The sequence below is a fragment of the Campylobacter sp. IFREMER_LSEM_CL1085 genome, from assembly GCF_025772235.1.
Classification (GTDB): Bacteria; Campylobacterota; Campylobacteria; order Campylobacterales; family Campylobacteraceae; genus Campylobacter_D; species Campylobacter_D lari_D.
The window spans coordinates 1-24232 of the sequence record NZ_JAKMRU010000016.1 but is presented as its reverse complement, the minus strand read 5'-3'; the positions used below and the strand labels follow the sequence as shown (position 1 = coordinate 24232).

Annotated in this window: 24 protein-coding genes; 11 read left to right on the top strand and 13 right to left on the bottom strand. The window is 28.9% G+C overall.

Going from position 1 to position 24232, the window contains the following annotated elements:
- Positions 1-113 precede the first annotated feature (113 nt).
- The 8 genes from L8W56_RS06970 to gap all read right to left on the bottom strand — a co-directional run bounded on the left by L8W56_RS06970 (position 114) and on the right by gap (position 7111).
- Entirely contained in the window at positions 114-518 is a 405-nt protein-coding gene (locus tag L8W56_RS06970; protein WP_263659827.1) for a hypothetical protein, read from the bottom strand.
- On the bottom strand, positions 511-1221 hold the full coding sequence (locus L8W56_RS06965) for an EI24 domain-containing protein (RefSeq protein ID WP_133319362.1): 711 nt from the start codon (positions 1219-1221) through the stop codon (positions 511-513). The genes L8W56_RS06970 and L8W56_RS06965 overlap by 8 nt, the downstream gene beginning before the upstream one ends.
- The gene (locus L8W56_RS06960) at positions 1218-1910 is read right to left on the bottom strand and encodes a dUTP diphosphatase (protein WP_133319361.1); all 693 of its coding nucleotides are present in this window, start codon (positions 1908-1910) and stop codon (positions 1218-1220) included. Before L8W56_RS06960 ends, L8W56_RS06965 begins: the two co-directional genes overlap by 4 nt.
- Positions 1911-1922: 12 nt before the next feature.
- Complete coding sequence (locus tag L8W56_RS06955; RefSeq protein ID WP_133319360.1) at positions 1923-2471, bottom strand: ATP-binding protein; 549 nt, start codon at positions 2469-2471, stop codon at positions 1923-1925.
- A gap of 125 nt (positions 2472-2596) precedes the next feature.
- The gene (locus L8W56_RS06950; RefSeq protein WP_263659826.1) at positions 2597-4231 is read right to left on the bottom strand and encodes a hydrogenase small subunit; all 1635 of its coding nucleotides are present in this window, start codon (positions 4229-4231) and stop codon (positions 2597-2599) included.
- A gap of 3 nt (positions 4232-4234) precedes the next feature.
- Positions 4235-4915: a triose-phosphate isomerase gene (locus L8W56_RS06945; RefSeq protein ID WP_263659825.1), complete on the bottom strand. Its 681-nt coding sequence runs from the start codon at positions 4913-4915 to the stop codon at positions 4235-4237.
- Positions 4912-6114: a phosphoglycerate kinase gene (locus tag L8W56_RS06940; protein ID WP_263659824.1), complete on the bottom strand. Its 1203-nt coding sequence runs from the start codon at positions 6112-6114 to the stop codon at positions 4912-4914. Before L8W56_RS06940 ends, L8W56_RS06945 begins: the two co-directional genes overlap by 4 nt.
- Position 6115: 1 nt before the next feature.
- The gene (gene gap, locus L8W56_RS06935; RefSeq protein ID WP_220566300.1) at positions 6116-7111 is read right to left on the bottom strand and encodes a type I glyceraldehyde-3-phosphate dehydrogenase; all 996 of its coding nucleotides are present in this window, start codon (positions 7109-7111) and stop codon (positions 6116-6118) included.
- Positions 7112-7170: 59 nt separating this feature from the next.
- Between gap and nadD the strand changes: the two genes are divergently transcribed.
- The 3 genes from nadD (at position 7171) to L8W56_RS06920 (ending at position 8569) form a co-directional block, all read left to right on the top strand.
- Positions 7171-7716 (top strand): nicotinate (nicotinamide) nucleotide adenylyltransferase, encoded by a 546-nt coding sequence (gene nadD / locus L8W56_RS06930; RefSeq protein ID WP_220566299.1) that lies wholly within the window; start codon positions 7171-7173, stop codon positions 7714-7716.
- A gap of 13 nt (positions 7717-7729) precedes the next feature.
- On the top strand, positions 7730-8059 hold the full coding sequence (gene rsfS, locus L8W56_RS06925) for a ribosome silencing factor (protein WP_133319354.1): 330 nt from the start codon (positions 7730-7732) through the stop codon (positions 8057-8059).
- Positions 8060-8431: 372 nt separating this feature from the next.
- Complete coding sequence (locus L8W56_RS06920) at positions 8432-8569, top strand: hypothetical protein (RefSeq protein WP_220566298.1); 138 nt, start codon at positions 8432-8434, stop codon at positions 8567-8569.
- Position 8570: 1 nt separating this feature from the next.
- Here L8W56_RS06920 and L8W56_RS06915 read toward each other — a convergent pair whose 3' ends face one another.
- From L8W56_RS06915 to L8W56_RS06895, 5 genes are all read right to left on the bottom strand, one after another.
- Positions 8571-8945: a DUF1090 family protein gene (locus L8W56_RS06915; RefSeq protein ID WP_220566297.1), complete on the bottom strand. Its 375-nt coding sequence runs from the start codon at positions 8943-8945 to the stop codon at positions 8571-8573.
- Positions 8946-9180: 235 nt separating this feature from the next.
- On the bottom strand, positions 9181-9555 hold the full coding sequence (locus tag L8W56_RS06910) for an HIT family protein (RefSeq protein WP_220566296.1): 375 nt from the start codon (positions 9553-9555) through the stop codon (positions 9181-9183).
- Positions 9556-9596: 41 nt separating this feature from the next.
- Positions 9597-10988 carry a class II fumarate hydratase gene (fumC, locus tag L8W56_RS06905; RefSeq protein ID WP_263659823.1) on the bottom strand — a complete coding sequence of 464 codons (1392 nt, stop codon included), beginning with the start codon at positions 10986-10988 and terminating at the stop codon, positions 9597-9599.
- 128 nt (positions 10989-11116) lie between these two features.
- The gene (gene glmS / locus L8W56_RS06900) at positions 11117-12916 is read right to left on the bottom strand and encodes a glutamine--fructose-6-phosphate transaminase (isomerizing) (RefSeq protein WP_263659822.1); all 1800 of its coding nucleotides are present in this window, start codon (positions 12914-12916) and stop codon (positions 11117-11119) included.
- Between the two features lie 3 nt (positions 12917-12919).
- Positions 12920-15274 carry a nucleotidyltransferase gene (locus tag L8W56_RS06895; protein ID WP_263659821.1) on the bottom strand — a complete coding sequence of 785 codons (2355 nt, stop codon included), beginning with the start codon at positions 15272-15274 and terminating at the stop codon, positions 12920-12922.
- 120 nt (positions 15275-15394) lie between these two features.
- On the opposite strand from L8W56_RS06895, the gene mqnE reads away from it, so the two are divergent.
- From mqnE to L8W56_RS06855, 8 genes are all read left to right on the top strand, one after another.
- The gene (gene mqnE, locus L8W56_RS06890; RefSeq protein WP_133319349.1) at positions 15395-16459 is read left to right on the top strand and encodes an aminofutalosine synthase MqnE; all 1065 of its coding nucleotides are present in this window, start codon (positions 15395-15397) and stop codon (positions 16457-16459) included.
- An 8-nt stretch (positions 16460-16467) separates the two neighbouring features.
- Positions 16468-17784 carry an NCS2 family permease gene (locus tag L8W56_RS06885; RefSeq protein WP_263659820.1) on the top strand — a complete coding sequence of 439 codons (1317 nt, stop codon included), beginning with the start codon at positions 16468-16470 and terminating at the stop codon, positions 17782-17784.
- A gap of 9 nt (positions 17785-17793) precedes the next feature.
- Positions 17794-18234, top strand: a complete 441-nt coding sequence (locus tag L8W56_RS06880) for a phosphoribosyltransferase (RefSeq protein WP_263659819.1) — start codon at positions 17794-17796, stop codon at positions 18232-18234.
- A gap of 61 nt (positions 18235-18295) precedes the next feature.
- Positions 18296-20689, top strand: coding sequence for a molybdopterin guanine dinucleotide-containing S/N-oxide reductase (locus tag L8W56_RS06875; RefSeq protein WP_263659818.1), 2394 nt, complete (start codon positions 18296-18298; stop codon positions 20687-20689).
- 1 nt (position 20690) lies between these two features.
- The gene (locus L8W56_RS06870) at positions 20691-21224 is read left to right on the top strand and encodes a hypothetical protein (RefSeq protein ID WP_263659817.1); all 534 of its coding nucleotides are present in this window, start codon (positions 20691-20693) and stop codon (positions 21222-21224) included.
- Positions 21225-21230: 6 nt separating this feature from the next.
- Complete coding sequence (locus L8W56_RS06865; RefSeq protein WP_263659816.1) at positions 21231-22388, top strand: hypothetical protein; 1158 nt, start codon at positions 21231-21233, stop codon at positions 22386-22388.
- Positions 22385-23125, top strand: coding sequence for a Tfp pilus assembly protein FimT/FimU (locus L8W56_RS06860; RefSeq protein ID WP_220566288.1), 741 nt, complete (start codon positions 22385-22387; stop codon positions 23123-23125). The genes L8W56_RS06865 and L8W56_RS06860 overlap by 4 nt, the downstream gene beginning before the upstream one ends.
- A gap of 78 nt (positions 23126-23203) precedes the next feature.
- On the top strand, positions 23204-24232 hold a 1029-nt coding region (locus L8W56_RS06855), incomplete at its 3' end, for a cache domain-containing protein (RefSeq protein WP_263659815.1).

The window sequence follows — 24232 nt, the reverse complement described above, 5'->3', positions numbered from 1 at the left end:
GTCAATATTTGACTTTATGATTATGATGGTTTGTATGATTTTATTAAAAAAATATTTAAAAAATTATAAAAAAATTAATTTTTATTAAAAAATATTATATTTTTAGGATATTTTTAAATAAAAAATTCTAATTTTTTAGAAAGTAGAATTTTATTATCGGTATATTTTGCCCATTGTATATTTAGAGCAAAAATACAAGCTTTTGCAAGTTTTGCAAAGGGAAATTTTTCATAATATATTTTTTCTTGTTCTGCGGTAGCTTTTCTAAAAATAGCTTTAATTTGCACTCCTTTAATAAGATTGATAATATTTGTATCTAGTGCTATATTAACTCCTACTTTTGGATTTTTATAAGAAAGCCGAATGTGTCTAGTATGTTCTTCGCTAGCAAAAATCAATGCAAGATTTTTATCATCAAAAGTATAATAGCAACTTGCGCAATATATTTCATCATTATCTTGCACGCTCAAGGTTAAGAGTTTTTGAGAATGAATGAATTTTTTAATTCTCTCATCCATTATTTTTAGCTTCTAAATTTAAGATCTTTTGGTAACTTAAATGAGTTAAAAAAATTACATAAAATACTTGTAAAAATAGTCCAAGTAAAGGAATGCTTGATAAAATAAAAAATATTAAAGTACTTATTTTAAAGTTCAAAGGTGAAGAGTTCTTATAAAAATTATTAAAAGAATTTTTATCCAAGACATTGCTTAATACATCTAAGAGTAAAAGTTTATGAAATAAATAATAAAAAACTCCATAATAAATCACAATACTTATAAAAGGTATGATTAGTAAAAAAGTAGCGATTATAAATAATACGCAAAAAGTCAATATAAATTTAAATGTTTTGAGTAAAACTTCTAAAGAATTTACTTCTTTTTGTATGAAATAGTTGTAGTATTTTTGATTTATTTTTTTTACTATATAAGGCGTTAAAAAAGAAATAATTAGCATGGATAAAAATACTGAGGCAAAAACTACTATGAAAAATCCACCTATGGCACTCAAAAATGTAAGTGAAAATTGTACTATGGAAAAGCTAAAAAACCAAGCCATGAAAGTTCCGCTAATGACATCTTCAATATAAGAAAAAAAGATATCATAGGTGTAGAATACAAGCAAGGCTAAAATAATCAAACTAACAAAAAAAGGCAAAAAAGAAAATTTTAAAAAAGGTTTACTAAAAAAATTTTGCAAGCTTAGATATAAAATATTCATTTTAATTCATCGTAATAATTTTGAAGTTTTTTGTAAATTTCTTTATAATCTAAGGTTTCTTTTAAAATTTGATTTAAAACTTCATTATCTTCTACACCATTCCATGTTTTTTTATATGTGCCTTCTTTATAGCCATTTTCTTGTCTGAATTGATTTAAAATATTTTTTCCAATATATGTTTTGTAAAGTTTAAAGAAATTTAAGCCACATTTTCTAGCTAGAATAAAATAGACACTTAAAAGCTCACCTAAATCATAATCAAATCCACTGCATTTATGGATAATAAGCTCAATATCATTTAAAATTCCATAAATATCTGCTTCATTTGGATTAGAAGTTTCTTTGCAAAAATCATCAAAAAAACTTACAGAAGAAACTTCTTCTGCTATGAAATTTTTATCATTAATTTGTTTTTCTTTGTATTCTTCTAAAATTAAACTCAAGATAAAATGCCATATATCTACTATTTCAATACATACATTATCCCAGTTTGCAGGAGTGTGTATACTTTTCCAATGCTTCCAAGCAAAAGAATCAATAAGTTCAGCACACTCCATATAAATGCATCTTCTAAAGCTAATTAATTTACCTTCTTTGGTATAGCCATTTTCCCATCCTATACCATTAGTATCATCATTTAATTTTTGCTGGAGTTCTAGCATGCTTTTTAAAATATCTTTTACTTGCATTTATTTTCCTTCTTAAGCGTAAAATCCAAATTCTTTATTATTTTCTTCTTCTTTTTTCTTTTCTTGATTGTTATATTGCTTCCAAATTTCTTCTAATAATTTAGCACTATCTTGGAAAATCTGTTTTTTAATATCTTCAAGATCAGTTTTTGTCATTTCTTTATTTAAACTTTTATCCATAATATTAAATAACTCATGCAAGGTTGCTTTTTTGTGCTCTTCATTTTTTGGTATAGGCAGAGCATCGCCAATTTTCATCGCAGTGGTGATAAGCTCTTTTGGCTTTAAGGTTCCTACTCTTGAGTTTTTCATAAATTCATCAATTTGAGGCTGTACTTTGGCTACTGCTTCTTTAATTTCTTCAATTTCTTCTTGTGAAAGTTTTGTGCCACTATATGAAAACGAAAAACCAAATTGATTTCTTAAACTCAAAGATGCTGAATTTCCATCTTTATCTAATTTTGCTTCTTTTTTATCGTACATAGAAAAAGAAAGATGATTGCCATTTTTTGTTTTTATATCCATAGAAAAATTTTGAGAGTTGTAGCTAGAAATTTGCATAATGTTCCTTTCAAATCAAGATAAAGTTATATCGTCAAAATAACTAAATCTTAAATAAATTTGCAAAGTTTTTAAGCTTTGCAAATTTCAAATACTAGGGAGATAAATATTTTATCATTAAGTCTTTAAACACTCGTTAAATCCCAAAATAATTTTAGTATTTTTTCATTATTTGAGTGTATTAAAATTTGTTTTTTGTTATGTATATTTTTACATGCTTTTAAAGCCTGTTTTAAATTTTCTTTTAAAGAAAAAATCAATCCAAAAGCAATAGCTTCTTTATCTAAACCACCTAAAATATAAATCAAAGGCATACGCATTGACTTAGAAACATCAAGCTTTGCTTGTTCATTAATGGTAGTTTTAAAATCAAATTTGCTAGGATGTTTGAACTTATAAGCCAAAGCAAGATCTAAAAACTCATCTAAATGGTTTAATTTTTTTCCACTAATAAATGGATAAATAAAATAAAATAAATCTAAGATATTATTACTAATTTTGTTTTCATCATCATAATTTTCTTGTATAAAATCATAATATGTTTTAAATTGCTCTTGGTAATTTTGCACTAAAGTCATAGCCATTTTGGTTTTTGCGAAATTATTTAAAAAAACTTTAGGATTAGCTTCAAAACTAAAGTCTAAAAAATTAATCTTTGTGTCATTTTGATAAAAAATTCCACTAATATCGCTTTCTAAATCTAACAAAATATTATCTGAATTAAGCTCATTATTAGAGCTATTATGGACTATTTTATTATCCAATATAATAGAAAAATTATTATAAGCAAATTCATTGCTCATAGGTTTTTCATAAAAACCAAAATCATCCCAAAAATTCTCTTCACTACAGGCAATACAGCCATGTCCTGCAGCTACTGGCCAAGAGGTTTTGGAGTTAAATTTAACCTTAGGGCAATTATTATAAGCATAAGGTCCTTTACAACCTACTTTAAAAAGACAATAACCTTGTTTTATATTTTCATCGTTAAAACTTTGAGCAAAATTGCCCGCTTCAAATTTAGCTTTTCTTTCACATAAATCATGCAAACATTTACCATAAAAAGCCAAAGGTCTATTTTGTTCATCTAAAGCCATGTCTTGCTCAAATAATATATAAAAGCAAAGCGCTGCGATGATATTTACATCACTTGGAGGACAACCTGGTATATTGATTACTTTTTTTTCCAAGACTTTAGAAATTCCTATGCTTTTGGTAGGGTTTGGATGTGCAGCTTGAATTCCTCCATAGCTTGAGCAAGTTCCCATAGCAAAGATTGTTTTAGCATTTTTGGCACATTTTTGTAAAATTTCATATCCATTTTCACCATGTGCTCCTATAGTTAGATAAAAAGGATCTATAGCACAAACCCCGCCTTCAACGGCCAAAAGAAAATCTTTTTTTTCTAAAACTTCCTCTAAATGCGATTCTGCTTGGTGTCCGCTTGCACTCATAAAGGTTTCATGATATTCTAAAGAAATGAAATCAAAAATCAGATCTAAAAAGTCAGGCAATGAAGTTCTAAGCAAACTCTCACTACACCCTGTGCATTCACTTAAATGAAGCCATATGAGACTAGGTGGGGTGTGAAGTTGAAAATATCTATGTGCTAAAGGGCTAAAATCATTTGGCAAACCTAAAATTTTAATGATAGAATTTACGGCTTCTAATGAGATATTTTTCTCTTCTTTGTGCGAGTTTTCTAATAGAGCAATTTTATGCTCTAATATGCTTTTTAATTCTTCATTGCTTAAAGACATTTTTTAACCTTTGGCTATTTGTATTATATTTAAAAAATCATTTGCATTTAATGCGGCTGAACCTATTAATACTCCATCACAATTTTTTAAAGCACAAATTTCTTTAATATTGTTTTGATTAACACTTCCGCCATATAAAAGCTTAGCGTTAGTAAATTCTCTTAAAAAATTAAGTATGGTATTAATATCATCAAGATTAGCACTAACTCCTGTGCCTATAGAATAAATAGGCTCATATGCTATGATAAGTTTTTTATAAGATAAATCAATATTTTCAATTTGTTTTTTTAAAAAATCCAAGCTTTTATTAGTATTTTTGGTTTCTAAACTTTCGCCTATACAATAAATGATATTAAAATCAAGATTTTTTGCAAAATCAAATTTAGCCCTTAAAAAGCTTTCATTTTCATTTAAAGCTCTTCTTTCAGAGTGGCCTATTAAAACACTTTTGATATTAAATTCTTCTAAGTGAATTTTACCTATTTCTCCGGTATAGGCTCCATTTTCGCAAGGGTAGAAATTTTGCGTGCCTTGCTGAAATGAAAAATTGTCTTTTAAAAAAGCTATGCTAGGTGGGAAAATGAAAATTTCATCTTCTTTGTTTAAATTTTGATTTAATTCTTGAGCATAAAGTTCAAAGCTTGATCTTGTGTGATTGCACTTTAAATTTGCTGCAAAAATCATTCATTATCCTTTATAGTCAAAGGTTTTACACCAGGAAGTTCTTTTCCTTCTATAAGTTCTAATGATGCTCCACCGCCAGTTGAAATGAAAGTCATCTCATCAGCATCACCTGCTCTTGCTACAACATCAGCAGTATCACCACCACCTATTACAGTTGTTGCATGAGATTCGCTAATATAATGGCTCATTTTAATGCTACCTTTTGAAAATTTATCGATTTCAAAAACCCCCATAGGTCCATTCCACCATATAGTTTGAGCATCAGAAAGTGCCTCTTTAAATAATCTTACGCTAGCAGGACCTATATCAAGCCCCATCCAACCTGCAGGAATTTCTTGCACAGGGGTGTATTTCATCACTGCTTCTTGGGAGCAAGTTTGTGCTGCTGTAACATCCACAGGAAGGTAAATTTTTACACCTAGATTTTTACCTTTGAGTAAGATTTTATTTGCTTCTTCAATTAAATCTTCTTCTAAAAGAGAATTTCCTATATCATAACCTTGAGCTTTTAAGAAAGTAAAGGCCATACCTCCGCCTATGATTAATTTATCTACTTTTGGAAGTAAGTTGGTCAAAGCTTGTAATTTCCCACTTACTTTAGAACCACCTACTACGGCCACAAAAGGACGCGCAGGGTGTTTGATAAGATTGCTTGCAAACTCAATTTCTTTTTGGAGTAAAAATCCCGCACCCTTGTTTGTATTATCAAAGTATTTTGTAATAGCTTCAACGCTAGCATGGGCTCTATGACAAACCCCAAAAGCATCATTAATATAAACATCAGCCATAGAAGCAAGTTCTTTGGCTAAATTTTCATCATTCTTAGTTTCACCCTTTTCAAAGCGTAAATTTTCTAAAAGCAAAATTTCACTTGATTTTAATTCGCTAGCTTTTTTCTTTGCATCTTCACCTATAACATCTTTAGCCATGATGACTTCTTTAGCCATTAAGCGTGCAAGTCTTTTTGCAACTGGTTCTAAAGAGTATTTTGAAGCTATTTCTTTTGGACGCCCTAAATGTGAAGCTAAAATAACCGCACAGCCATTATCTAAACAATACCTTATAGTAGGGATGGCCGAGCGAATACGACGATCGTCGGTGATATTTAAAAACTCATCTTGAGGAACATTAAAATCACATCTTATAAATACTTTTTTCTTTGCAAGATCAATATCTTTAATCGATAAAATACTACTCATCTTAAGCCTTTGCTATAAATACTGCCATATCTACTAAACGAGAAGAATAACCCCATTCATTATCATACCAAGCAACCACTTTAACAAAATCATCACAAATTACTTGAGTTAAATCACTTGCTACAATTGCACCATAAGAACAAGTTATAAAATCACTTGAAACTCTTTCTTCATCATCTACCAATAATATGCCTTTTAAATTACTAGCAGCTGCTTTTCTAAAGGCTTCATTGATTTCTTCTTTACTTACTTTTTTCTTTAAAGTTGCAGTTAAATCTACAGTTGATACATCAGCTACAGGCACACGCATGCTTTGACCATGTAATTTTCCATCAAGTTCAGGCATAACAAGCTTCATAGCTTTTGCTGCACCGGTAGAAGTAGGGATGATATTTTGTGCAGCAGCGCGTGATCTTCTTTTATCTCTTGCTTTTGCATCAATAATACTTTGACCATTGGTGTAAGCATGTATAGTAGTCATTAAACCTTTTTCTATGCCAAAATTATCTTGCAAAACTCTACAAATTGGTCCTAGGCAGTTGGTGGTACAACTTGCATTTGAGATGATATTTTCGCCTTTGTATTCATGTGCATTTACTCCTAAAACATAGGTTGGAGTTTTATCTTTTGCAGGTGCACTCATGATGACTTTTTGCACCCCATGATCTAAAAATCCTTGACATTTTTCCATAGTTAAGTGTGCACCGGTACACTCTAAAACAATTTGTGCGCCATATTTTGCAAAGTCCAAATCTGCTACATTTCTACTTTTTAAAACTTTTATTTTTTTATTATCAATTATTAAATCATCATTTTCATTTTCAACACTACCATCATATACCCCATGAACGGTGTCGTATTTAAAAAGATATTTTGTGAGTTCAATATCAGTAGTATCATTAATCGCTACAAGTTCTATATCATCGCGTTTCATGATAATTCTTGCAACACATCTTCCAATGCGTCCAAAGCCATTTATTGCAACTTTTACAGCCATTTTCATTTCCTTTTTATGATTAAGTAGATAAAATTCTACTAAAAAAAGGTTAAATTTTAATGAAAATCGCACTTTTTGGCGGTAGTTTTGATCCGCCTCATTTAGGTCATAATGCTATAGTCTTAAATGCATTAGAAAATTTAGAGCTTGATAAGCTCATTATTATGCCTACTTTTATTAGTCTTTTTAAACAAGAATTTACTGCAGATGAACAAAGACGCTTAAAATGGTGCAAGGAAATTTGGGGAAGCTTAATAAAAGTTGAAATTTGTGATTTTGAAATAAAAAAGCAAAGACCTGTGCCTAGTATAGAAAGTGTTGAATTTTTATATAAGCAATATGAAATTTCAAAATTTTATCTTATTTTAGGAGCTGATCATTTGCAAAGTCTTGAAAAATGGCATGAATTTGAAAGATTGCAAAATTTGGTAGAATTTGTTATAGCTAAAAGAGATGATATTTTTATACCAAAACATTTTAAAACTTTAGATACTAAAGTAAATATCTCTTCATCTTTTATAAGACAAACTTTACAAACAACGCAAGTTTGTGAGCAAATCAAAGAAGAAGTTAAGCTTTATTATTCTAAATTTAAAAATATTTAACAAAAGGAAAACAATGCAAGAAAGAATTAATAATATAGTGCAGATTTTAGATGATAAAAAGGCAGATTTAATAGAAAGCTTTGATATGCAAGATAAGGATTATTTTGTTAAATTTGTAGTGATTGCTACTACTATGGGGGAAAGACACGCGCTTTCTTTGATTGATGATTTAAAAACTAATCTTAAAAGCAAGGGTGAGGAGTTTTTAAATATAGAAAGTAGTGAAGAATGGACTGTGCTTGATTTAGGAGATATTTTGATTCACTTAATGAGTGAAACTTATAGAACAAAATATAATATAGAAGAATTTTTGAAAAGTTTAAATAAAGAAAATCAAAACTAGGGTTAAGATTTAGATAATTTAATTACTGAGTTATCAGATTTAGCTAAAGAATATTTTGAAAATTCAGAATTTGAAAAATGTGATGAAGTTTTAAGCGAGCGTATTGTTTTTGGAAGCTTATCATAATAGAGCATTTTGTGGATTTAATTGTTTGAAATTTCAAGAAGTACTTTTGGCTTTCAATAAAACCATGTACTAGATAATATATATTATTTAGTATATTTTAACAGAGCTAGAGTTTATATACTTTTAGATAAGCAAATAAAAGCCTTAAAAAAATTGTAAACTTATATTGATCTAGCTCTTGTTTAAGAAGCGACTTTGAGAATTTGGAAGATTATCAAAAGGCTATAGAACTTTTTAATAAAATGATTGAGTAAACAAGTTTTAGAATATACCAAAGAATTATCAAAGCTTGATGGAGAAAATGAGTTTGCATTAAAAAATCAAAATATTTTAATGCAAAAATTAAAGCAGCAAAATAAAAAATGGTGGCAAATTTGGAATTAAATTAGAGTTTGTTGATATATTCTTCAATCTCTTTTTTGATTTTGTCTTTTTTGTCTTTTAAAGCTTGTTTTTTGTTTTTATACTCTGTTTTACTCATATAATCTTTTTGTTTTTTTAATTCTTTTAACTCTTGTTCGATTTTTTCTATCTCTTGTTCTTTAAGTTTTTTAGCCTCTAATTTTTTATCATAAAAAAGAGGATCTTTTGCACAATCTGCTTGAACTTCTTTTAAGGCTAATTCTAAACTTAAAGCTTTTTCTTGATGATTGTAATTTTTAGCATAAGCTATTTCTTTTTGAATTTGCTTTATTTTAACCTCACATTGCGTGGAAAATGCAAGTGAGCAAAGTGTAAGTAAAAATAACAATTGCTTCATAGTTTAAACCTTTCTTTTTTCAAATTTTAGTTTATTATATTAAATAATTTATTTGCTGTTTTTAATAAAAACATGAGTTTTAAAAAAAGTTATTTGACCTTTTATAAAAATAAAGATGAATTATTATCAAGCTTATAGTTTGATTTTCTCATATTTTAAACTTATATGATTTTTGTACTAAAATAATCCTAAGTAGATAATGTAATAGGACTTGATAACTAGAATTAATAAATTTTTAAACATGAATATTATTTATTTTTTTAAGTAAAATTGATACAAATCCTTCAAAATCAGGCAATTTTAAATCCTTAATTTCTCTTTGTTGTTTTCCCCACATGCATTCAGGAAAAAACCCATCTTCTTTAAAGCGCGCCATAACATGAAAATGCACTCTTGGCACATAGTTTGCAAAGGAAGCTATGTTGATTTTTTCTGGGTTGTAGTATTCTCTAAGGCTTAATTCGCAAGCTAAAACATACTGAAAAAGCATATTTTGTAAAAAGGATGGACAATCACTTAATTCTCTGTAATTTTCTTTAGTAAAAATTTTTACCCAAGGAATTTGAGAATCTTCTTTTTCTATAAATAAAAAATCATTTTCATAAATCATCTAAATCCTTAAAAAGACTAGGGTTATTCCTAGTCTTTTGATTATTTTTTTACTCCTATCATTTTTGTAGGATCTACAAATTTAGCAAAGTCTTCTTCGCTTACTAAGCTAAGTTCCATAGCACTTTCTTTTAAAGAAATACCTTTTTTATGAGCATTTTTTGCTACTTTAGCTGCATTTTCATAGCCAATGTGTGGATTTAGTGCAGTTACTAGCATTAAAGAATTATGCAAGTTAAAATCAATTTTTTCTTTATTTGGCTCTATACCAACAGCACAATGGATATTAAATGAATGCATAGCATCAGCTAATAAATCAAGGCTTTGCAAGAAGTTATAAATAATCACAGGCTTGAAAACATTAAGCTCGAAATTTCCTTGGCTTGCTGCAAAGCCAATAGCTGCATCATTTCCCATAACTTGCACTGCAACCATAGTTAAAGCTTCGCATTGAGTAGGATTAACCTTGCCTGGCATGATAGAACTTCCTGGTTCGTTTTCAGGTATGTTTAACTCTCCAAGACCACATCTAGGGCCACTTGCTAGCCATCTAATATCATTTGCTATTTTCATTAAATTTGCAGCTAAGCCTTTCATGGCCCCATGAGTAAAATTAATTGCATCATGGCTTGTTAGGGCATGGAATTTATTTGGACTTGAAATAAATTTAGTGCCTATTAACTTGCTTAATTCTTCGCTTACTTTTTCACTAAGTTCTGGATGCGCATTCAATCCTGTACCAACAGCTGTCCCACCTATTGCAAGTTCTCTTAATGTAGGTAAAGAAGCGATGATTTGCTCTTTTGAGTGAAGTAACATAGAAAGATATCCGCTAAATTCTTGAGCTAGGGTAAGTGGTGTAGCATCTTGAAGGTGAGTTCTTCCTATTTTAATAATTCCTTCAAATTCTTTTACTTTTTTTTCAAAAGTTGCAATAAGCTCATCTAAAGCAGGGATAAGTTTTTTCTCTACTTGCTCTACCGAAACTATACTCATAGCAGTTGGAAAAGTATCATTTGAACTTTGACTCATATTTACATGATCATTTGGATGAACAAGCTTTTCTTTTCTAAAATCTCCACCCATAATTTCAGTTGCACGGTTTGCTATAACTTCATTCATATTCATATTGCTTTGAGTGCCTGAACCTGTTTGCCATATTGCTAGTGGGAAATTATCGTCAAATTTTCCTGCTACAATTTCATCGCAAGCTTGCACGATAGCATTTTTTTTAGCATCATCTAATTTACCAAGTTTATTATTTACCAAAGCCAAAGATTTTTTAAGATTTGCAAAAGCATAAATTAAAACTTTTGGCATTTTCTCACAACCAATTTTAAAATTTTCAAAACTTCTTTCAGTTTGTGCTCCCCAATATTTATCATTAGGAACTTTTATCTCTCCCATAGTATCGTGTTCGATTCTGTATTCCATGGCCTTTCCTTGTAATAAAATAAGTTGTGATATTTAAACTAAATAAACCCTAAAGTTTGCTTATAATTTAAGAAGTATTTATAAAATTTTTGAAGAAAGGTGTAGTTTTTTTCAAAACTACACAAATACTATTCTACTGTAACACTTTTTGCTAGATTTCTTGGCATATCCACATCATTGCCAAGTCTTATAGAAACTTCTAAAGCTAGAAGCTGTAAGATTACCATCATTTCGAAAAATTCGCACATATAGTGCTCTTGTTTTGAAGTTTTTATAAAATCATCACTTAAATCAAAATCAAGTGGAGAGATAGCAAGTAAAGTAGAATCCCTTGCAGCTAATTCTTCTACATTTGATTTTGTTTTTTCATAAAGACAATTTTGCGGCATTAATGCAACGGTAAAAAGCTCACTATCTGCTAGAGCAATAGGCCCATGTTTCATCTCTCCTGCTGGATAGCCTTCTGCATGTAAGTATGAAATTTCTTTAAGTTTTAAAGCTCCTTCTAGTGCTAATGGATAAAACACATCTCTTCCTATAAAGAAAAAGCCATGGCCATGTAGGTATCTTTTTGAAATTCTATGTACTTTTTCATGCAAGTTTTGTTCAACTTTAACTATACTTGGTAAACTTCTTAGAGCTTTGATTTCTTTACTCATATCTAAATTTGCTTTTTGTGCAAGATAGATTGCAAGCATCCATAAAGTTGCTACTTGAGTGGCAAATGCTTTAGTTGAAGCTACGCCTTTTTCAATACCCGCTCTAGTAAGTAAAGATATATCAGCCAAACGCACGATGTTAGAATTATCCACATTGCATATTGCTAAAGTTTTAACTCCTTGTGTTTTTGCTATTTTTAAAGCTTCTAGTGTATCAGCTGTTTCGCCGCTTTGAGAGATTACTATAAAAAGAGTATTTTTACCTATAATGGCTTCTCTGTATCTAAATTCACTTGCTACTTCAACTTTAGTTTTAATTTTTGCAAGTCTTTCAAGTAAATAAGCCCCACTTAATGCTGCATGATAGCTTGTACCACAAGCACAAAGTGTGATTTCATCTATGTTTTGTAAAAGAGTTTCATTTATATCTTCAAAAACAATCTGCTCACCTTGTAATCGTCCCATTAAAACTTCGCCTAAAACTCTACTTTGCTCATAAATTTCTTTTTCCATGAAAAACCTATAACCATCTTTTTGAGCATAACTTTTATCTTGACTTAAAGCCACAAAAGTAGGTTGTATACAAGCTTGATCATGACAAATTTTGCATTCATTTAAATTAACATATCCATAATCTCCATCTTCAAGATAAGCTACTTTATCCACTAAAGAAACTAAAGGTGCATCACTTGATGCAAAATAATATTCATTTTCATCGCCATTTTTTCCGATGATGAGTGGCACAGCATTTTTAGCAAAATAAATTGTATTAGGATTTTTTTTACTCACAAGCAAGATTGCAAAAGCACCTTTTAGTTCAGCTATGGTCTTTTTAAAAGCTTCAAATGGTTCTAAATTACTCGCATGATATTCAAATAAATGTACAATAACTTCAGTGTCAGTTTGACTTAGAAAATTAATACCTTCTTGTGTGAGTTTTGTTTTTAATTCTTGGTAATTTTCTATGATTCCATTATGTATTACACAAGAGTATTGTCCTAAATGTGGATGCGCATTTATTTCGGTTGGTTTTCCATGAGTTGCCCAACGCGTATGGCCTATAGCAAGCCCAAATCCATCACTATTAAAATTAGCAGTTTTATTAGCTAAATTTTCTAATTTTCCAACTGCTTTAAAAAAGTCTAATTCTCCATCTTTCATTACTGCTATACCGGCGCTATCGTAGCCTCTGTATTCAAGCTCTTTTAAACCTTCTAATATGATTTTTTTCTTTTCTTTAGTTCCTATATAACCTACTATTCCACACATCTTTTACTCGCTTATTAGTGATTTAAGAATTTGATCTTTATGATCTTGCAAGCTTTCATTTTTATGCAAAATCAAAACATTTCGCGTTCTTTCTTTTATGGTTTGAATTTTTGCTGCACTTAAGATAATATCATATCTTGCAAGTACATCCATTACATAAGCCATTAAACCTTTTTGATCTTTTGTGTTTAAGGTTATTTTGGCATAGCTTTTGGAATAATTCATGTCTAATTTTAATTCATCTTTTTTAATGTTTGGTTTTTTTGCCTTTTTTTGTACTTTTAAATGCAATTTAGAATTAAGTAAATTTTCTAAACTTTGTTTTTGATTATCACTTACTATATCTGAATATTCAAATTTCAGATAAACTTTTTCATCAAATAATTCAAAAAAACTCATAAAGACTAAATTTAAAGAACTTAAAGTGTTGAGTATATTTTCAAGATTATTTTTTCTATTCATTATAAGCTCTAGAGTAAAATTATCTTGATTGTCAAGCCAAAAAGTAAAATTTTCTTTTTGCGCAATCTGTGTTATTTTAATAATTTTTTCAAAGCTATTTTTTATAAAAAAGAGATTAGATTTAATATGAGTGATATTGTTTTGAGTTTGCTCATCAAGATCTAAAAAAGCCTTGCTTCTTTTTAGAGTTTGTTCTTTTTTTACCCTTCTTTGACTCTCATCAATTAAATTTTCATCCTCAAAACCTTCTAGTGCATTTTGAAACAATCTTTCTAAACTTTTATAATAAAAATGATTTTCTATACCCAAAGCTTTAGCATTGCAAAAAGATAAAAGATGTAAGGTTTTTAGGGTATGAGTATCATTTAATTTGGAAATAAAATTTAATACAATAGTAGAATTATAAATATCTTCTTTTTCTATAATATCTTTAAAAGCATTGAAATTTTTAAATAATCTTAAGCCAAAATCTAAAAATTCATTATCAACTTGGAATTTTCCAACATAAGCTCTGTAAATATTAGCTAAAGAAATTTCATTTTCTTCATGAATAGCACTTAAAAGTATGGTAAGCTTTATTATTAGAAGTGTTTTTTTATCAAATTTGCAATCTTTTTCTTCAAAGTATTTTAAGCAAAGTAATGCTCTATCTAATGCGCTATAAACACCTTCTTCTTCGAGTAAAAATTTACTTTGAATTAATGGTTTGCAAAAATCTTTTAAAATGTTTGCATTGTTTAGTAGTTTTAAAATACTAAAAGAATGTTTTTTTTCTAATATACCTTTAAATAACTCCAAATTTTCATCATTATTTTTTGCTCTTTTTAATGCAAAAATTAGTTTAATATCAAAAATAAAATCCTCATCTTCTAGTTTTAAAAGTCGATTGAGTATTAAATTTAAATTTTCATTTTCATCTGAATGAGTAAAAAAGTTATCTTGTATTTCATAAAGTTTATTTTCTTTATAATGTTTTTCCTGGATGCATCTTGCTAAAAAATGTGTATAAATTCCACAAATTTGCATACTTTGCATTGCTTTTTGAATGAGTATGGATTTAAGATCTAAATTTTTCTTTTCTTTTTTATGCATTAAGTTAGCAAGTTCTTGTGAATTTTGTATTAAAAATAAATTTGTGTTTTTACCTTCTAAAAGATTCATTGCACATTTAAGTGAAAATAAAAAATCACTCGCAAGCTTAAATTCGCTAAATTCTTTTTCATTGATAAAATTAAGCATATAATTTTTGGGAGAATCTTTAAATAAAATATTTAAATTTTCTATATTAAGTTGCTCATCTAAACCGCCAAAATTTTTATTAATATCAAATTCTTGCTTGATTAAAGGTTGATAATAAGGGTTAAATTCTTGCAAGATTTTTAGAGCAAATTCTTCTTTTAACTCATCTTGAGCTTGGGAAATTTTTTCTTTGATTTGTTTAAATAAAATCTTAGAACCACTAATATAGCGATATTGTAAAATATTTTGTTTAAGCTCATTTTTAGCTATATTATAAAGTCCATTTATTTCACAAATTTGATAGTTAATGCTTAAACCAATATCGTTTAAAAAAGTAATAAATGCTTTCATTAAAGGCTTAATATTATAAGCTTTTATATCTTTATAAATAAGCAATAAATCAATATTTTCTTTTATGCTTAAATTCATTTTAGCATATTGTTTAATGGCGATAATACAAAAAGGAATTTTGTCATTATGTGGAAAAAAATCATCAAAAAAATCATTTAAAACAAGCTCATAAATATCTTCTATAAAACGATCAATCTCTTTAGAATGGTAAAAGCTAAAAGAACCTTGCTTTAAAAAAAGTCTAGAACAATATGCTTCATAGTCTTTTAAAGAATTTTTTAATTTTTGAATTTTTTGCATATCCATTTTTGAAAATTATTCCTTGCTTTAAATTTTTATTAAAATCATACCAAAAAATACTTTGTATTAAATTTTAAGTAAGTTAAAATTATAATTGTAGTTTAAAATTAAAAATATGGTAAGAATATGCAAACAATTATAGAAAAATTAGAAAATCAAGAAAGATTAAACGAAGAAGAGGCTAATAAACTTTGGGATTTAGAGCTTTTTACTCTAGCTAAATATGCACAAAAAATTCGTACTAATTTGCATGGCAAAAAGGTTTATTTTAATATCAATCGACATATTAATCCTACAAATATATGTGCAGATACTTGTAAATTTTGTGCTTTTTCAGCACATAGGAAAAATCCTAATCCTTACACTATGACACATGAAGAGATAATGAAAATAGTTGATGAGACAGTTTTAAGAGATACGAAAGAAATTCATATTGTTTCAGCGCACAATAAAAATACATCATGGCAGTGGTATTTAGAAATTTTTAAAATGATTAAAGAAAAATATCCATTTTTACACATTAAAGCTCTAACTGCTGCTGAGGTTGATTTTTTAAGTAGAGCTTTTGATATGAGTTATGAAGAAGTGATAGAAAAAATGCTTGAGTATGGTGTTGATTCTATGCCAGGTGGTGGAGCTGAAATTTTTGATGAAGAAGTTAGAAAAAGAATTTGTCATGGTAAGGTAAGTAGTGAAAATTGGCTAAAAATTCACAAACTTTGGCATGAAAAAGGCAAACAAAGTAATGCTACTATGTTATTTGGGCATATAGAAAGTAGAGAAAATAGAATTAATCACATGATAAGATTAAGAAATCTCCAAGATCAAACAAGTGGGTTTAATGCTTTTATTCCTTTAGTTTGGCAACAAGATAATAGTTTTATTACAGGTAAAAAGCCACTTGGCTCGGTGGAAATTTTAAAAACTTTAGCTATAGCAAGAATAGTGCTTGATAATATTAAAAATATCAAAGCTTATTGGGCAACTATGGGTATAAATTTAGCTATGGTGGCTCAAGATTTTGGCGCAAATGATTTAGATGGTACCATAGAAAAAGAAAGCATACAAAGTGCAGGTGGAGCAAAAAGTTCAAATGGCTTAAGTTTAAAAACCTTCATAGAGATGATTCAAAGTTCAGGTTATATAGCAATAGAGCGAGATAGTTTATATAATGAACTAAAAATTTATTAAGGATTAAAATGGATTTTTTTAAACTTAAAGAGCATAATAGCGATGTAAAAACTGAAATTTATGCAGGTATTGCTACCTTTTTAGCAATGATTTATATTATACCAGTTAATGCTAATATAATGAGCAATTCAGGTATGCCACTAGAAGCTTTAATCGTAGCAACCGCTTTGGTAACTATTATAGCTACTACTTTAAGTGCTTTTTTCTCTAATACTCCTGTGGCTATGAGTGTAGGCATGGGATTAAATGCGTATTTTACTTTTAGCGTGTGTAATACTTATCAAATTCCTTGGCAAAGTGCTTTGGGGGCTGTTTTTTTATCAGGTATTGTTTTTACTTTATTATCTTTTACTAATTTTAGAATTTGGGTTATAAAAAGCATACCAAATGATCTAAGAAAAGCTATATCAGCGGGTATTGGAACTTTTATAGCTTTTATGGGACTTGTGCAAATGGGAATTATCACCAAAAGCGAAGCAACTTTAGTAGGCTTGGGAGATTTTTCAAGCACTAAAGTACTTTTTGGATTATTTGGTTTGTTTTTAGTTTTTGTTTTTTGGGCTTGGAGGATTAAAGCTGCTTTTATCTTAGCTGTTTTTGTAAGTGCTTTGTGTGCTTGGATTTTTGGTATTGATGGAGCTAGGTTTCCAGAACAACTTTTGTCGATGCCAGTTATAAACGGAGATAATGGCTTAAGTGCAATATTTGGTAAGCTTGATATTAAAGGAGCTTTAGAACTTAGTATGATTCCTATAGTGCTTACTTTTTTTGTTACTCAGCTTTTTGATAGCGTAGGGACAATCACAGGCGTAGGCTCAAGAGGAAAAATATTTGATGATCCAAAACAAGGTGATAAAAAACTAGGAAAAACTTTAGGAGTAGATGCTGTTAGTTCAGCTATGGGAGCAGTTGTTGGTACCTCTACTGTAACGGCATTTGTGGAGAGTTCAGCAGGAGTTGAAGCAGGCGGTAGAACAGGTCTTGCAGCTTTAGTTACTGCTATATGTTTTGTTTTCACTTTATTTTTACTACCGGTATTTAAAGCTATTCCTGCAAATTCTATTTATCCTGTATTGGTTCTTGTTGGAGTTTTAATGTTTATGGAAGTTGCAAATATTAATTTTAAAGATAAAGCAATAGCTGTGAGTGCGTTTTTTATTATTATTATGATGCCGCTGACTTATTCTATTACAACAGGTTTTGCTTTTGGTTTTATTGCGTATTTATTTATGCGTATTATGCAAAAAGAATTTGATAAAATTAATCTCGGAATTATCATTTTAAGTGCAATTTCATTATTGGTATTTTTATTACAATTTTTATAGGAAGTGATTATGTATTATTATGTTTATGAAGAATTTCAAAAAGAAATTATCCCTTTTACGCGCAAAATAAAAGAGGAATTTAATCCCGATGTTTTACTTGCTATAGCAAGAGGTGGTATGACTTTGGGCCATTTTTTAGCAGAAGGTATGGGTAATAGAAATTTATTTTCTTTAAATTCTATCCATTATGAAGATACTCAAAAATTAGATACGATTAAAATTTTTAATATTCCTGATCTTAGTTCATATAAAAAAGTTCTTTTGGTAGATGATATCATAGATAGTGGTGAAACTATGATAGAAATTAAGAGAGTCTTAAGTCAAAAGTTTCCTCATTTAGAGCTTAAAGTAGCAAGTGTTTTTTACAAAACTTCAGCATTATTAATCCCTGAATTTTATATTAAAGAAGCTAAGGAATGGATTGATTTTTTCTGGAGTATTAAAATTTAGTTTATTATTAGCTATAAATAATACAATATAATTAAATACTAAACTAAAAGGAAGGACAAACATGAGTTTAACAAGAAGAAAATTCTTAAAAGGTCTTGCTGCAACTTCAGCAGTTGCTTCCGTTAATCCTTTAATGGCAGCACAAACAAAATTTTACGATACTAAAAAAATTCCTCATGCAACTCACTTTGGTGCTTTTTGGGCTGAAGTAAATTCAGAAGGAAAAATAGTAAAAGTTACTCCACAAAAATCTGATAAACATCCTTCAGTAATAACTGATGCTATTATCGATAGAACTTATTCAGACACTAGGGTAAAGTATCCTTGTGTTAGAAAAAGCTTTTTAGAAGGTAAAAAAAGACCTAAATTAAGAGGTAAAGAACCTTTTGTAAGAGTAAGTTGGGAGAAAGCTTTAGAGCTTGTATTGGAAAAATTAAAAGAAACCCCTATTGAAAATTTATTTAATGCAAGTTATGGTGCATGGGGACATGTAGGTTTATTGCACAATTGCAACTCAGTAGCAGGAAGATTTTTTAATACCGCTTTAGGTGGCCATATTGGCACTGATGGTGAGTATAGTAATGGTGCTGCTGGTAAAGTAAATGCTAGCATAGTAGGAGATTTGGAAGTTTATTCTTTACAAACTTCTCATGAAGTTATTTTGGAAAACACTCAGGTTTATGTTTTATGGGGAGCTGATCTTTATAAATGTAATCAAATTGATTTTAAAGTTGCAAATCGTGGTAATGATGATTATTATAAAAAATACAGCAAATCAAAAATTAAATTTATAACTATCGATCCTCAATATACTCAAACAGCAGAAATTTTAAATGCCCAGTGGATTAAGATTCGTCCAAATACTGATGTTGCTTTAATGCTTGGTATGATGAATTATTTATATAAAAGTGGAAAATATGATAAAAAATTCATTGAAAAATACACTGATGGTTTTGACAAATTCTTACCTTATTTGCTTGGAAAAACTGATGGTATTGATAAAACTCCAGCTTGGGCTGCAAATATTACCGGCGTTGAAGAAAAAGTTATTACCGCATTAGCAGATACTTTTGTAAAAAATAGAACCTTTTTAGCAGGTAACTGGGCTATGCAAAGAGCACACCATGGTGAGCAAGCTGATTGGACTTTAATGATTTTAGCTTCAATGATAGGTCAAGTAGGCTTACCTGGTGGTGGATTTGGTTTTTCTATGCATTATTCAGGTGGTGGTCAAGCATTTTCAGGTGTAAGATTACCAGTAGGTTTACCACAAGGTAAAAATAATCTTGATACTAATATTCCTGCAAGTAGAGTTTCAGAAGCTATTTTAAATCCAGGTAAAACAGTTAAATTTAAAGGTAAAGAAATCACTTATCCTAAAATTAAACTCATGTATGTAGTGGGCGCTTCTGTATTGGGCCATCATCCAAATACAAATGAACTTATCAAAGCTTTAAGAACACTTGATACATTAATTGTACATGAGCCTTGGTGGACTCCTATGGCAAAAATGGCAGATATTGTATTACCTTCAACTACAACTTTAGAAAGAGATGATATTAGCTTTGGTGGCTCTTATTCTCAAGATTATGTTTATGCTATGAAAAAAGTAATTGAGCCTTATTTTGAAAGTAGAAATGACTATGATATTTTCGAAGAATTAGCAAAAAGAATTGGCGAGAGAGAGCATAAAAAATTTACAGGTAATAAAACAAAACAACAATGGCTTGAAGGTTTTTATGGAAGAAGTGATTGTCCTTATTATATGGAATTTGCTGACTTTTGGAAACAAGGTTTTATCCATTTTGAACCACCAAAAGAAGCTTATAATTTTGTAAGACACTCTGAATTTAGAGCCGATCCTGTGGCAAATAAACTTGCAACAGAAAGTGGAAAAATCCAAATTTATTCTCCAAAATTTGAAAAATACAATTTAGATGATTTTAAAGCACATCCAACATGGTTTGAGCCTGCAGAGTGGCTGGGTAATGAAAAATTAGTTAAAAAATTTCCTTTCCATTTAGTAAGTCCACATCCAAGATATAGAGTGCATTCTCAACTTGATAATACTTGGGTGAGAGATTTGTATAAAATTCAAGGTAGAGAACCTGTGATGATTAATACAAATGATGCCAAAAAACTTGGTATTACCCACGGAGAAGTTGTAGAAGTATATAACGATCGTGGATCACTTTTAGCAGGTGCTTTTGTAACAGATAATATCATGGAAGGAGTTGTTAGTATCCAAGAAGGTGCTTGGTATGACCCTGAAGATGTAAGCGATAGCAAGCCAAGATGTAATGCAGGTCATGTAAATGTTTTAACAAGCTCAAGACCAACTTCAACTATGGCTCAAGCAACTAGTGTAAATACTTGCTTAGTGGGTATTAAAAAGCTAAAAGAAGTTATAAAACCTTATAATTCAACTACACCACCAGAAATCATAGGAGCTTAAAATGAAGAAAATTATATTGACATTAACTTTTTTAGCTAGTGCTTTGTTTGCTAAAGATATGTTTATTTTTAATGAAAAAGTAGATCTTTTAGATAGTGCTAGTAAAAAAGTAGTAGGACAAATTTATGAAGGCTCTAAAGTGGAGCTTATAAAAGAAGAAGGTGAATACTCTTTAATTAAAGTCAAAGGTGAGGTTGTGGAGTCAAATCCAAAAAGCCTTGCTTATACCAAAGATGGAATTTATCTTTTACTTACTTTAAATGCTAAAAATGCAAGTAATGAAATGGAATTTTTAGTTAAAAGTAAAGATTTGACCGATCAAGAAATTCTTGCTTGGGATGAGATAGAATTAACTTATTATGATACTTGCACAAGTTGTCACGCAGCACATAAACCAAAAGAACATTTAATGGAAGAATGGGATGCATATTTATCTGCTATGCAAGGTTTTGCTAAAATCACTGATGCGGAAAAAGATAGAATTTTAAGATTTTTACAATCTCACGCAAGTAATGGGCCTGTAAAACTTGACTAATCAAAAATGAAAAGGTATTTATTAGCCGTTTTATTTTTTGATTTTTGTGCTTTATTATATGGTGTAAGCACTTTATCTATCAGCTACAATGAAGCACAAATTTATTTTTACGATCATAGCTTAATTGCTATGATTGCTAGATTTGGTACTGCTCTTCTTGGACAAAATGATTTTGGATTAAGACTTCCGTTTGTTTTGTTGCATTCTTTAAGTTGTATTTTGTTGTATATTTTGGCTTTAAGATACACCAAAACTTCTTTTGATGCTTTTATTTCTGTTGTGCTTTTTATATTGCTTCCTGGTAGTGTAGCCAGCGCTTTGCTTATCAATGAATCTAGCATAGTAATATTTTTTACGCTTTTGATTTTGGTGCTGTTTGAATATAAAAAATTTTTTTTATTTTATATCTTGTTTTTTTTAGTTCTTTTTGTAGATGGAAATTTTGTAATTTTATATTTATCTTTTTTCTTTTTTGCTATATATAAAAAAGATAAATTACTTATTGCATGCTCTTTGATTTTATTTGCTATTGCAATGAGTATTTATGGTTTTGATGCAAGTGGAAAACCTAAAGGATATTTTTTAGATACTTTAGGTATTTTTGCAGCTTGCTTTTCACCTTTAATTTTTCTTTATTTTTTTTATGTTATTTATAAAATTCTTTTACAAGATGATAAACCTCTTTTATGGTTTATTAGTGCAACTACTTTCGTTTTTTGTTTGATTTTTTCTATAAGACAAAGACTTTTTTTAGAAGACTTTTTACCTTTTTGTGTAGTTTGTACTCCATTATTAGTTCGTTATTTAATGTCTTCTTATCGCTCAAGAATGCCACAATTGCGCCTAAAACATAAAATTTTTATAGAATGCTCTTTAGTTTTTTTACTATTTTTTTATCTTGGTATTATTTTTAATCAAAGTTTTTATTATTTATTAAAAGATCCAAAAAAACATTTTGCTTATGATTATCATATTGCTAAAGAATTGTCTTTAAAGTTAAAACAACGAAATTTTACACATATTTTCACTAAAGATAAAGAGTTAGCTTTAAGACTTAAATTTTATGGTATTTCCAAAGGTAAATTAGAACTTCATTCTAGTAAAAAAGCCAGTAAGATATATGTTAGTTTAGGTAGGCATAAAATTTATTATTATATAAAATGAAACAAGCTTTTACTTTAATAGAATTAGTTTTTGTTTGTATTATATTATCTTTATTGTTTTCTATGGGGTATTTTTATTACAAACCTGACTATTTGCGTTTAGGGGCTGAACAAATTTTAAATGATATTAAATACACAAGACATTTAGCATTAATACAAAATGATTTTAGAGTAAAAGAATTTAATATTGCTAAACGAGAGTGGTTTAAAGCCAAATGGCAATTATATTTCATACGCTCAAAGTCAGCTACAAATAATGAACAAACTTATACTATTTTTTTAGATAAAAATGGTGATGGTAATGCAAATATAGGTAAAAACATGATTAATAAAGACAGAGAAATAGCTGTTGATTTAATTAATCCAAACTTATTGATGAACTCAGGACAAAGCGGAGTAATAAATCAAAATGATTCTAAGGCGAATTTAAAATATAATATAGAAAAAACATATGGTATTTCAAAAGTTTTGTTTGAAGGTGCTTGCAAGGGAAGTACGCGTTTAATTTTTGATGATTATGGTCGCTTATATACACCTTTGAAAAATGCTATGCGTCCTTATGATAAACTCTCATCTTTTAATAATAACTGCATTATAAGATTATCTAATAAACAAGATCAGCATATATGCATAGTTATAAATCCTATCAGCGGTTATGCTTATATACCTAATTTTTCTTCACTAAACCAGCAGAGTATTATTTTAAATAATAAACAAATATTTTGTCATAATATATAATTTTTATTAAAATTTATTATTTTTTTGATAAAATATATTTACTAAAATACTTCAATTTAAATACAAAAAAGGAGATATATGAATGTAAATACACAAATGAGTGTGAAAAATAAATTGTCCATTGTTGTTGGTGTTATTGTCTTTTTAGCTTTATCAATAATCACTATAATGGCATTTGTTTCTAGTAGAAATAATTTAATTTCAAACAGTAAACAAGCGAATGAAGATTATTTATTGATCACAGAAACTCAGGTAGAAGGATATGTTGATGGCTATATAGATATTTTACTTGCCATAAAAAAATACATTGATTCTTTGGGAAAAAATCAAGTTTTAAATTTTGATTCTATGGAGCAAATACTAGGAGATGATTTAAAAATTTTTAAAGATGGATCAAATACTTTAGCTGTCTATGTTGGTTTTCCCGATGGAACTATGCTTGTAAGCGATACTGTTTCTGATAAAAAAGGAGTTAATTTTAGAAAAAGAGGTGGTGGAGTTTCTTCTTATGATGATCCAAGTTACGATGCTACTTCTAGAGACTGGTATAAAGGGGCTATTGCAAATGATGGAGTGTTTATAAGCGATGTTTATGAAGATTCTGTTACAAAATTACCTAGTTTTACTTATTCTACCCCGATTAAGAAAAATGGTAAGTTGATAGGTGTTTTAGGTGTTGATTTACTGCTAACATCTTTGCAAAAGACCTTTGAAAAACTTCCAGGAAATGTTTTTGTTTTTGATACAACAAGCTCTATTCCTTTTGCATCAAATAATAAATCACTAATCTTAACTCAACATCCAAGTATAGAAGAGATAAAAAAATATCATCAGCAATTTGGAGATTATAAAACATTTGAATATATAAGCGTTGATACACAAGAAGAAAGATTTGGAATTTGCGCTAATATAGATAATTCAAAAGCTAAAGTAAGCTATATTGCTTGTGCAACTCAAAAGCAAGATGAGTTGGAAATGTTGGTTTTAAAAGACGCATATAAGCAAATTATTTTTTCTATTATTATATTGTTTATTTCATGTTTTGCTATTTACTTTTTTTCTTCAAAATTACTATCCCCTTTGCAAGCAATCCAAAAAGGTATCAAT

Bases quoted from the DNA above. Each gene is read 5' to 3' on its own strand.
- L8W56_RS06875 (WP_263659818.1), top strand. From the start codon at position 18,296: ATGAGTTTAACAAGAAGAAAATTCTTAAAAGGTCTTGCTGCAACTTCA.
- L8W56_RS06865 (WP_263659816.1), top strand. From the start codon at position 21,231: ATGAAAAGGTATTTATTAGCCGTTTTATTTTTTGATTTTTGTGCTTTA.
- L8W56_RS06910 (WP_220566296.1), bottom strand. From the start codon at position 9,555: ATGATTTATGAAAATGATTTTTTATTTATAGAAAAAGAAGATTCTCAA.
- L8W56_RS06895 (WP_263659821.1), bottom strand. From the start codon at position 15,274: ATGGATATGCAAAAAATTCAAAAATTAAAAAATTCTTTAAAAGACTAT.
- L8W56_RS06970 (WP_263659827.1), bottom strand. From the start codon at position 518: ATGGATGAGAGAATTAAAAAATTCATTCATTCTCAAAAACTCTTAACC.
- L8W56_RS06965 (WP_133319362.1), bottom strand. From the start codon at position 1,221: ATGAATATTTTATATCTAAGCTTGCAAAATTTTTTTAGTAAACCTTTT.
- L8W56_RS06940 (WP_263659824.1), bottom strand. From the start codon at position 6,114: ATGAGTAGTATTTTATCGATTAAAGATATTGATCTTGCAAAGAAAAAA.
- L8W56_RS06870 (WP_263659817.1), top strand. From the start codon at position 20,691: ATGAAGAAAATTATATTGACATTAACTTTTTTAGCTAGTGCTTTGTTT.
- L8W56_RS06950 (WP_263659826.1), bottom strand. From the start codon at position 4,231: ATGTCTTTAAGCAATGAAGAATTAAAAAGCATATTAGAGCATAAAATT.
- L8W56_RS06880 (WP_263659819.1), top strand. From the start codon at position 17,794: ATGTATTATTATGTTTATGAAGAATTTCAAAAAGAAATTATCCCTTTT.
- gap (WP_220566300.1), bottom strand. From the start codon at position 7,111: ATGGCTGTAAAAGTTGCAATAAATGGCTTTGGACGCATTGGAAGATGT.
- glmS (WP_263659822.1), bottom strand. From the start codon at position 12,916: ATGTGTGGAATAGTAGGTTATATAGGAACTAAAGAAAAGAAAAAAATC.
- mqnE (WP_133319349.1), top strand. From the start codon at position 15,395: ATGCAAACAATTATAGAAAAATTAGAAAATCAAGAAAGATTAAACGAA.
- nadD (WP_220566299.1), top strand. From the start codon at position 7,171: ATGAAAATCGCACTTTTTGGCGGTAGTTTTGATCCGCCTCATTTAGGT.
- L8W56_RS06955 (WP_133319360.1), bottom strand. From the start codon at position 2,471: ATGCAAATTTCTAGCTACAACTCTCAAAATTTTTCTATGGATATAAAA.
- L8W56_RS06960 (WP_133319361.1), bottom strand. From the start codon at position 1,910: ATGCAAGTAAAAGATATTTTAAAAAGCATGCTAGAACTCCAGCAAAAA.
- rsfS (WP_133319354.1), top strand. From the start codon at position 7,730: ATGCAAGAAAGAATTAATAATATAGTGCAGATTTTAGATGATAAAAAG.
- L8W56_RS06915 (WP_220566297.1), bottom strand. From the start codon at position 8,945: ATGAAGCAATTGTTATTTTTACTTACACTTTGCTCACTTGCATTTTCC.
- fumC (WP_263659823.1), bottom strand. From the start codon at position 10,988: ATGGAATACAGAATCGAACACGATACTATGGGAGAGATAAAAGTTCCT.
- L8W56_RS06885 (WP_263659820.1), top strand. From the start codon at position 16,468: ATGGATTTTTTTAAACTTAAAGAGCATAATAGCGATGTAAAAACTGAA.
- L8W56_RS06945 (WP_263659825.1), bottom strand. From the start codon at position 4,915: ATGATTTTTGCAGCAAATTTAAAGTGCAATCACACAAGATCAAGCTTT.
- L8W56_RS06860 (WP_220566288.1), top strand. From the start codon at position 22,385: ATGAAACAAGCTTTTACTTTAATAGAATTAGTTTTTGTTTGTATTATA.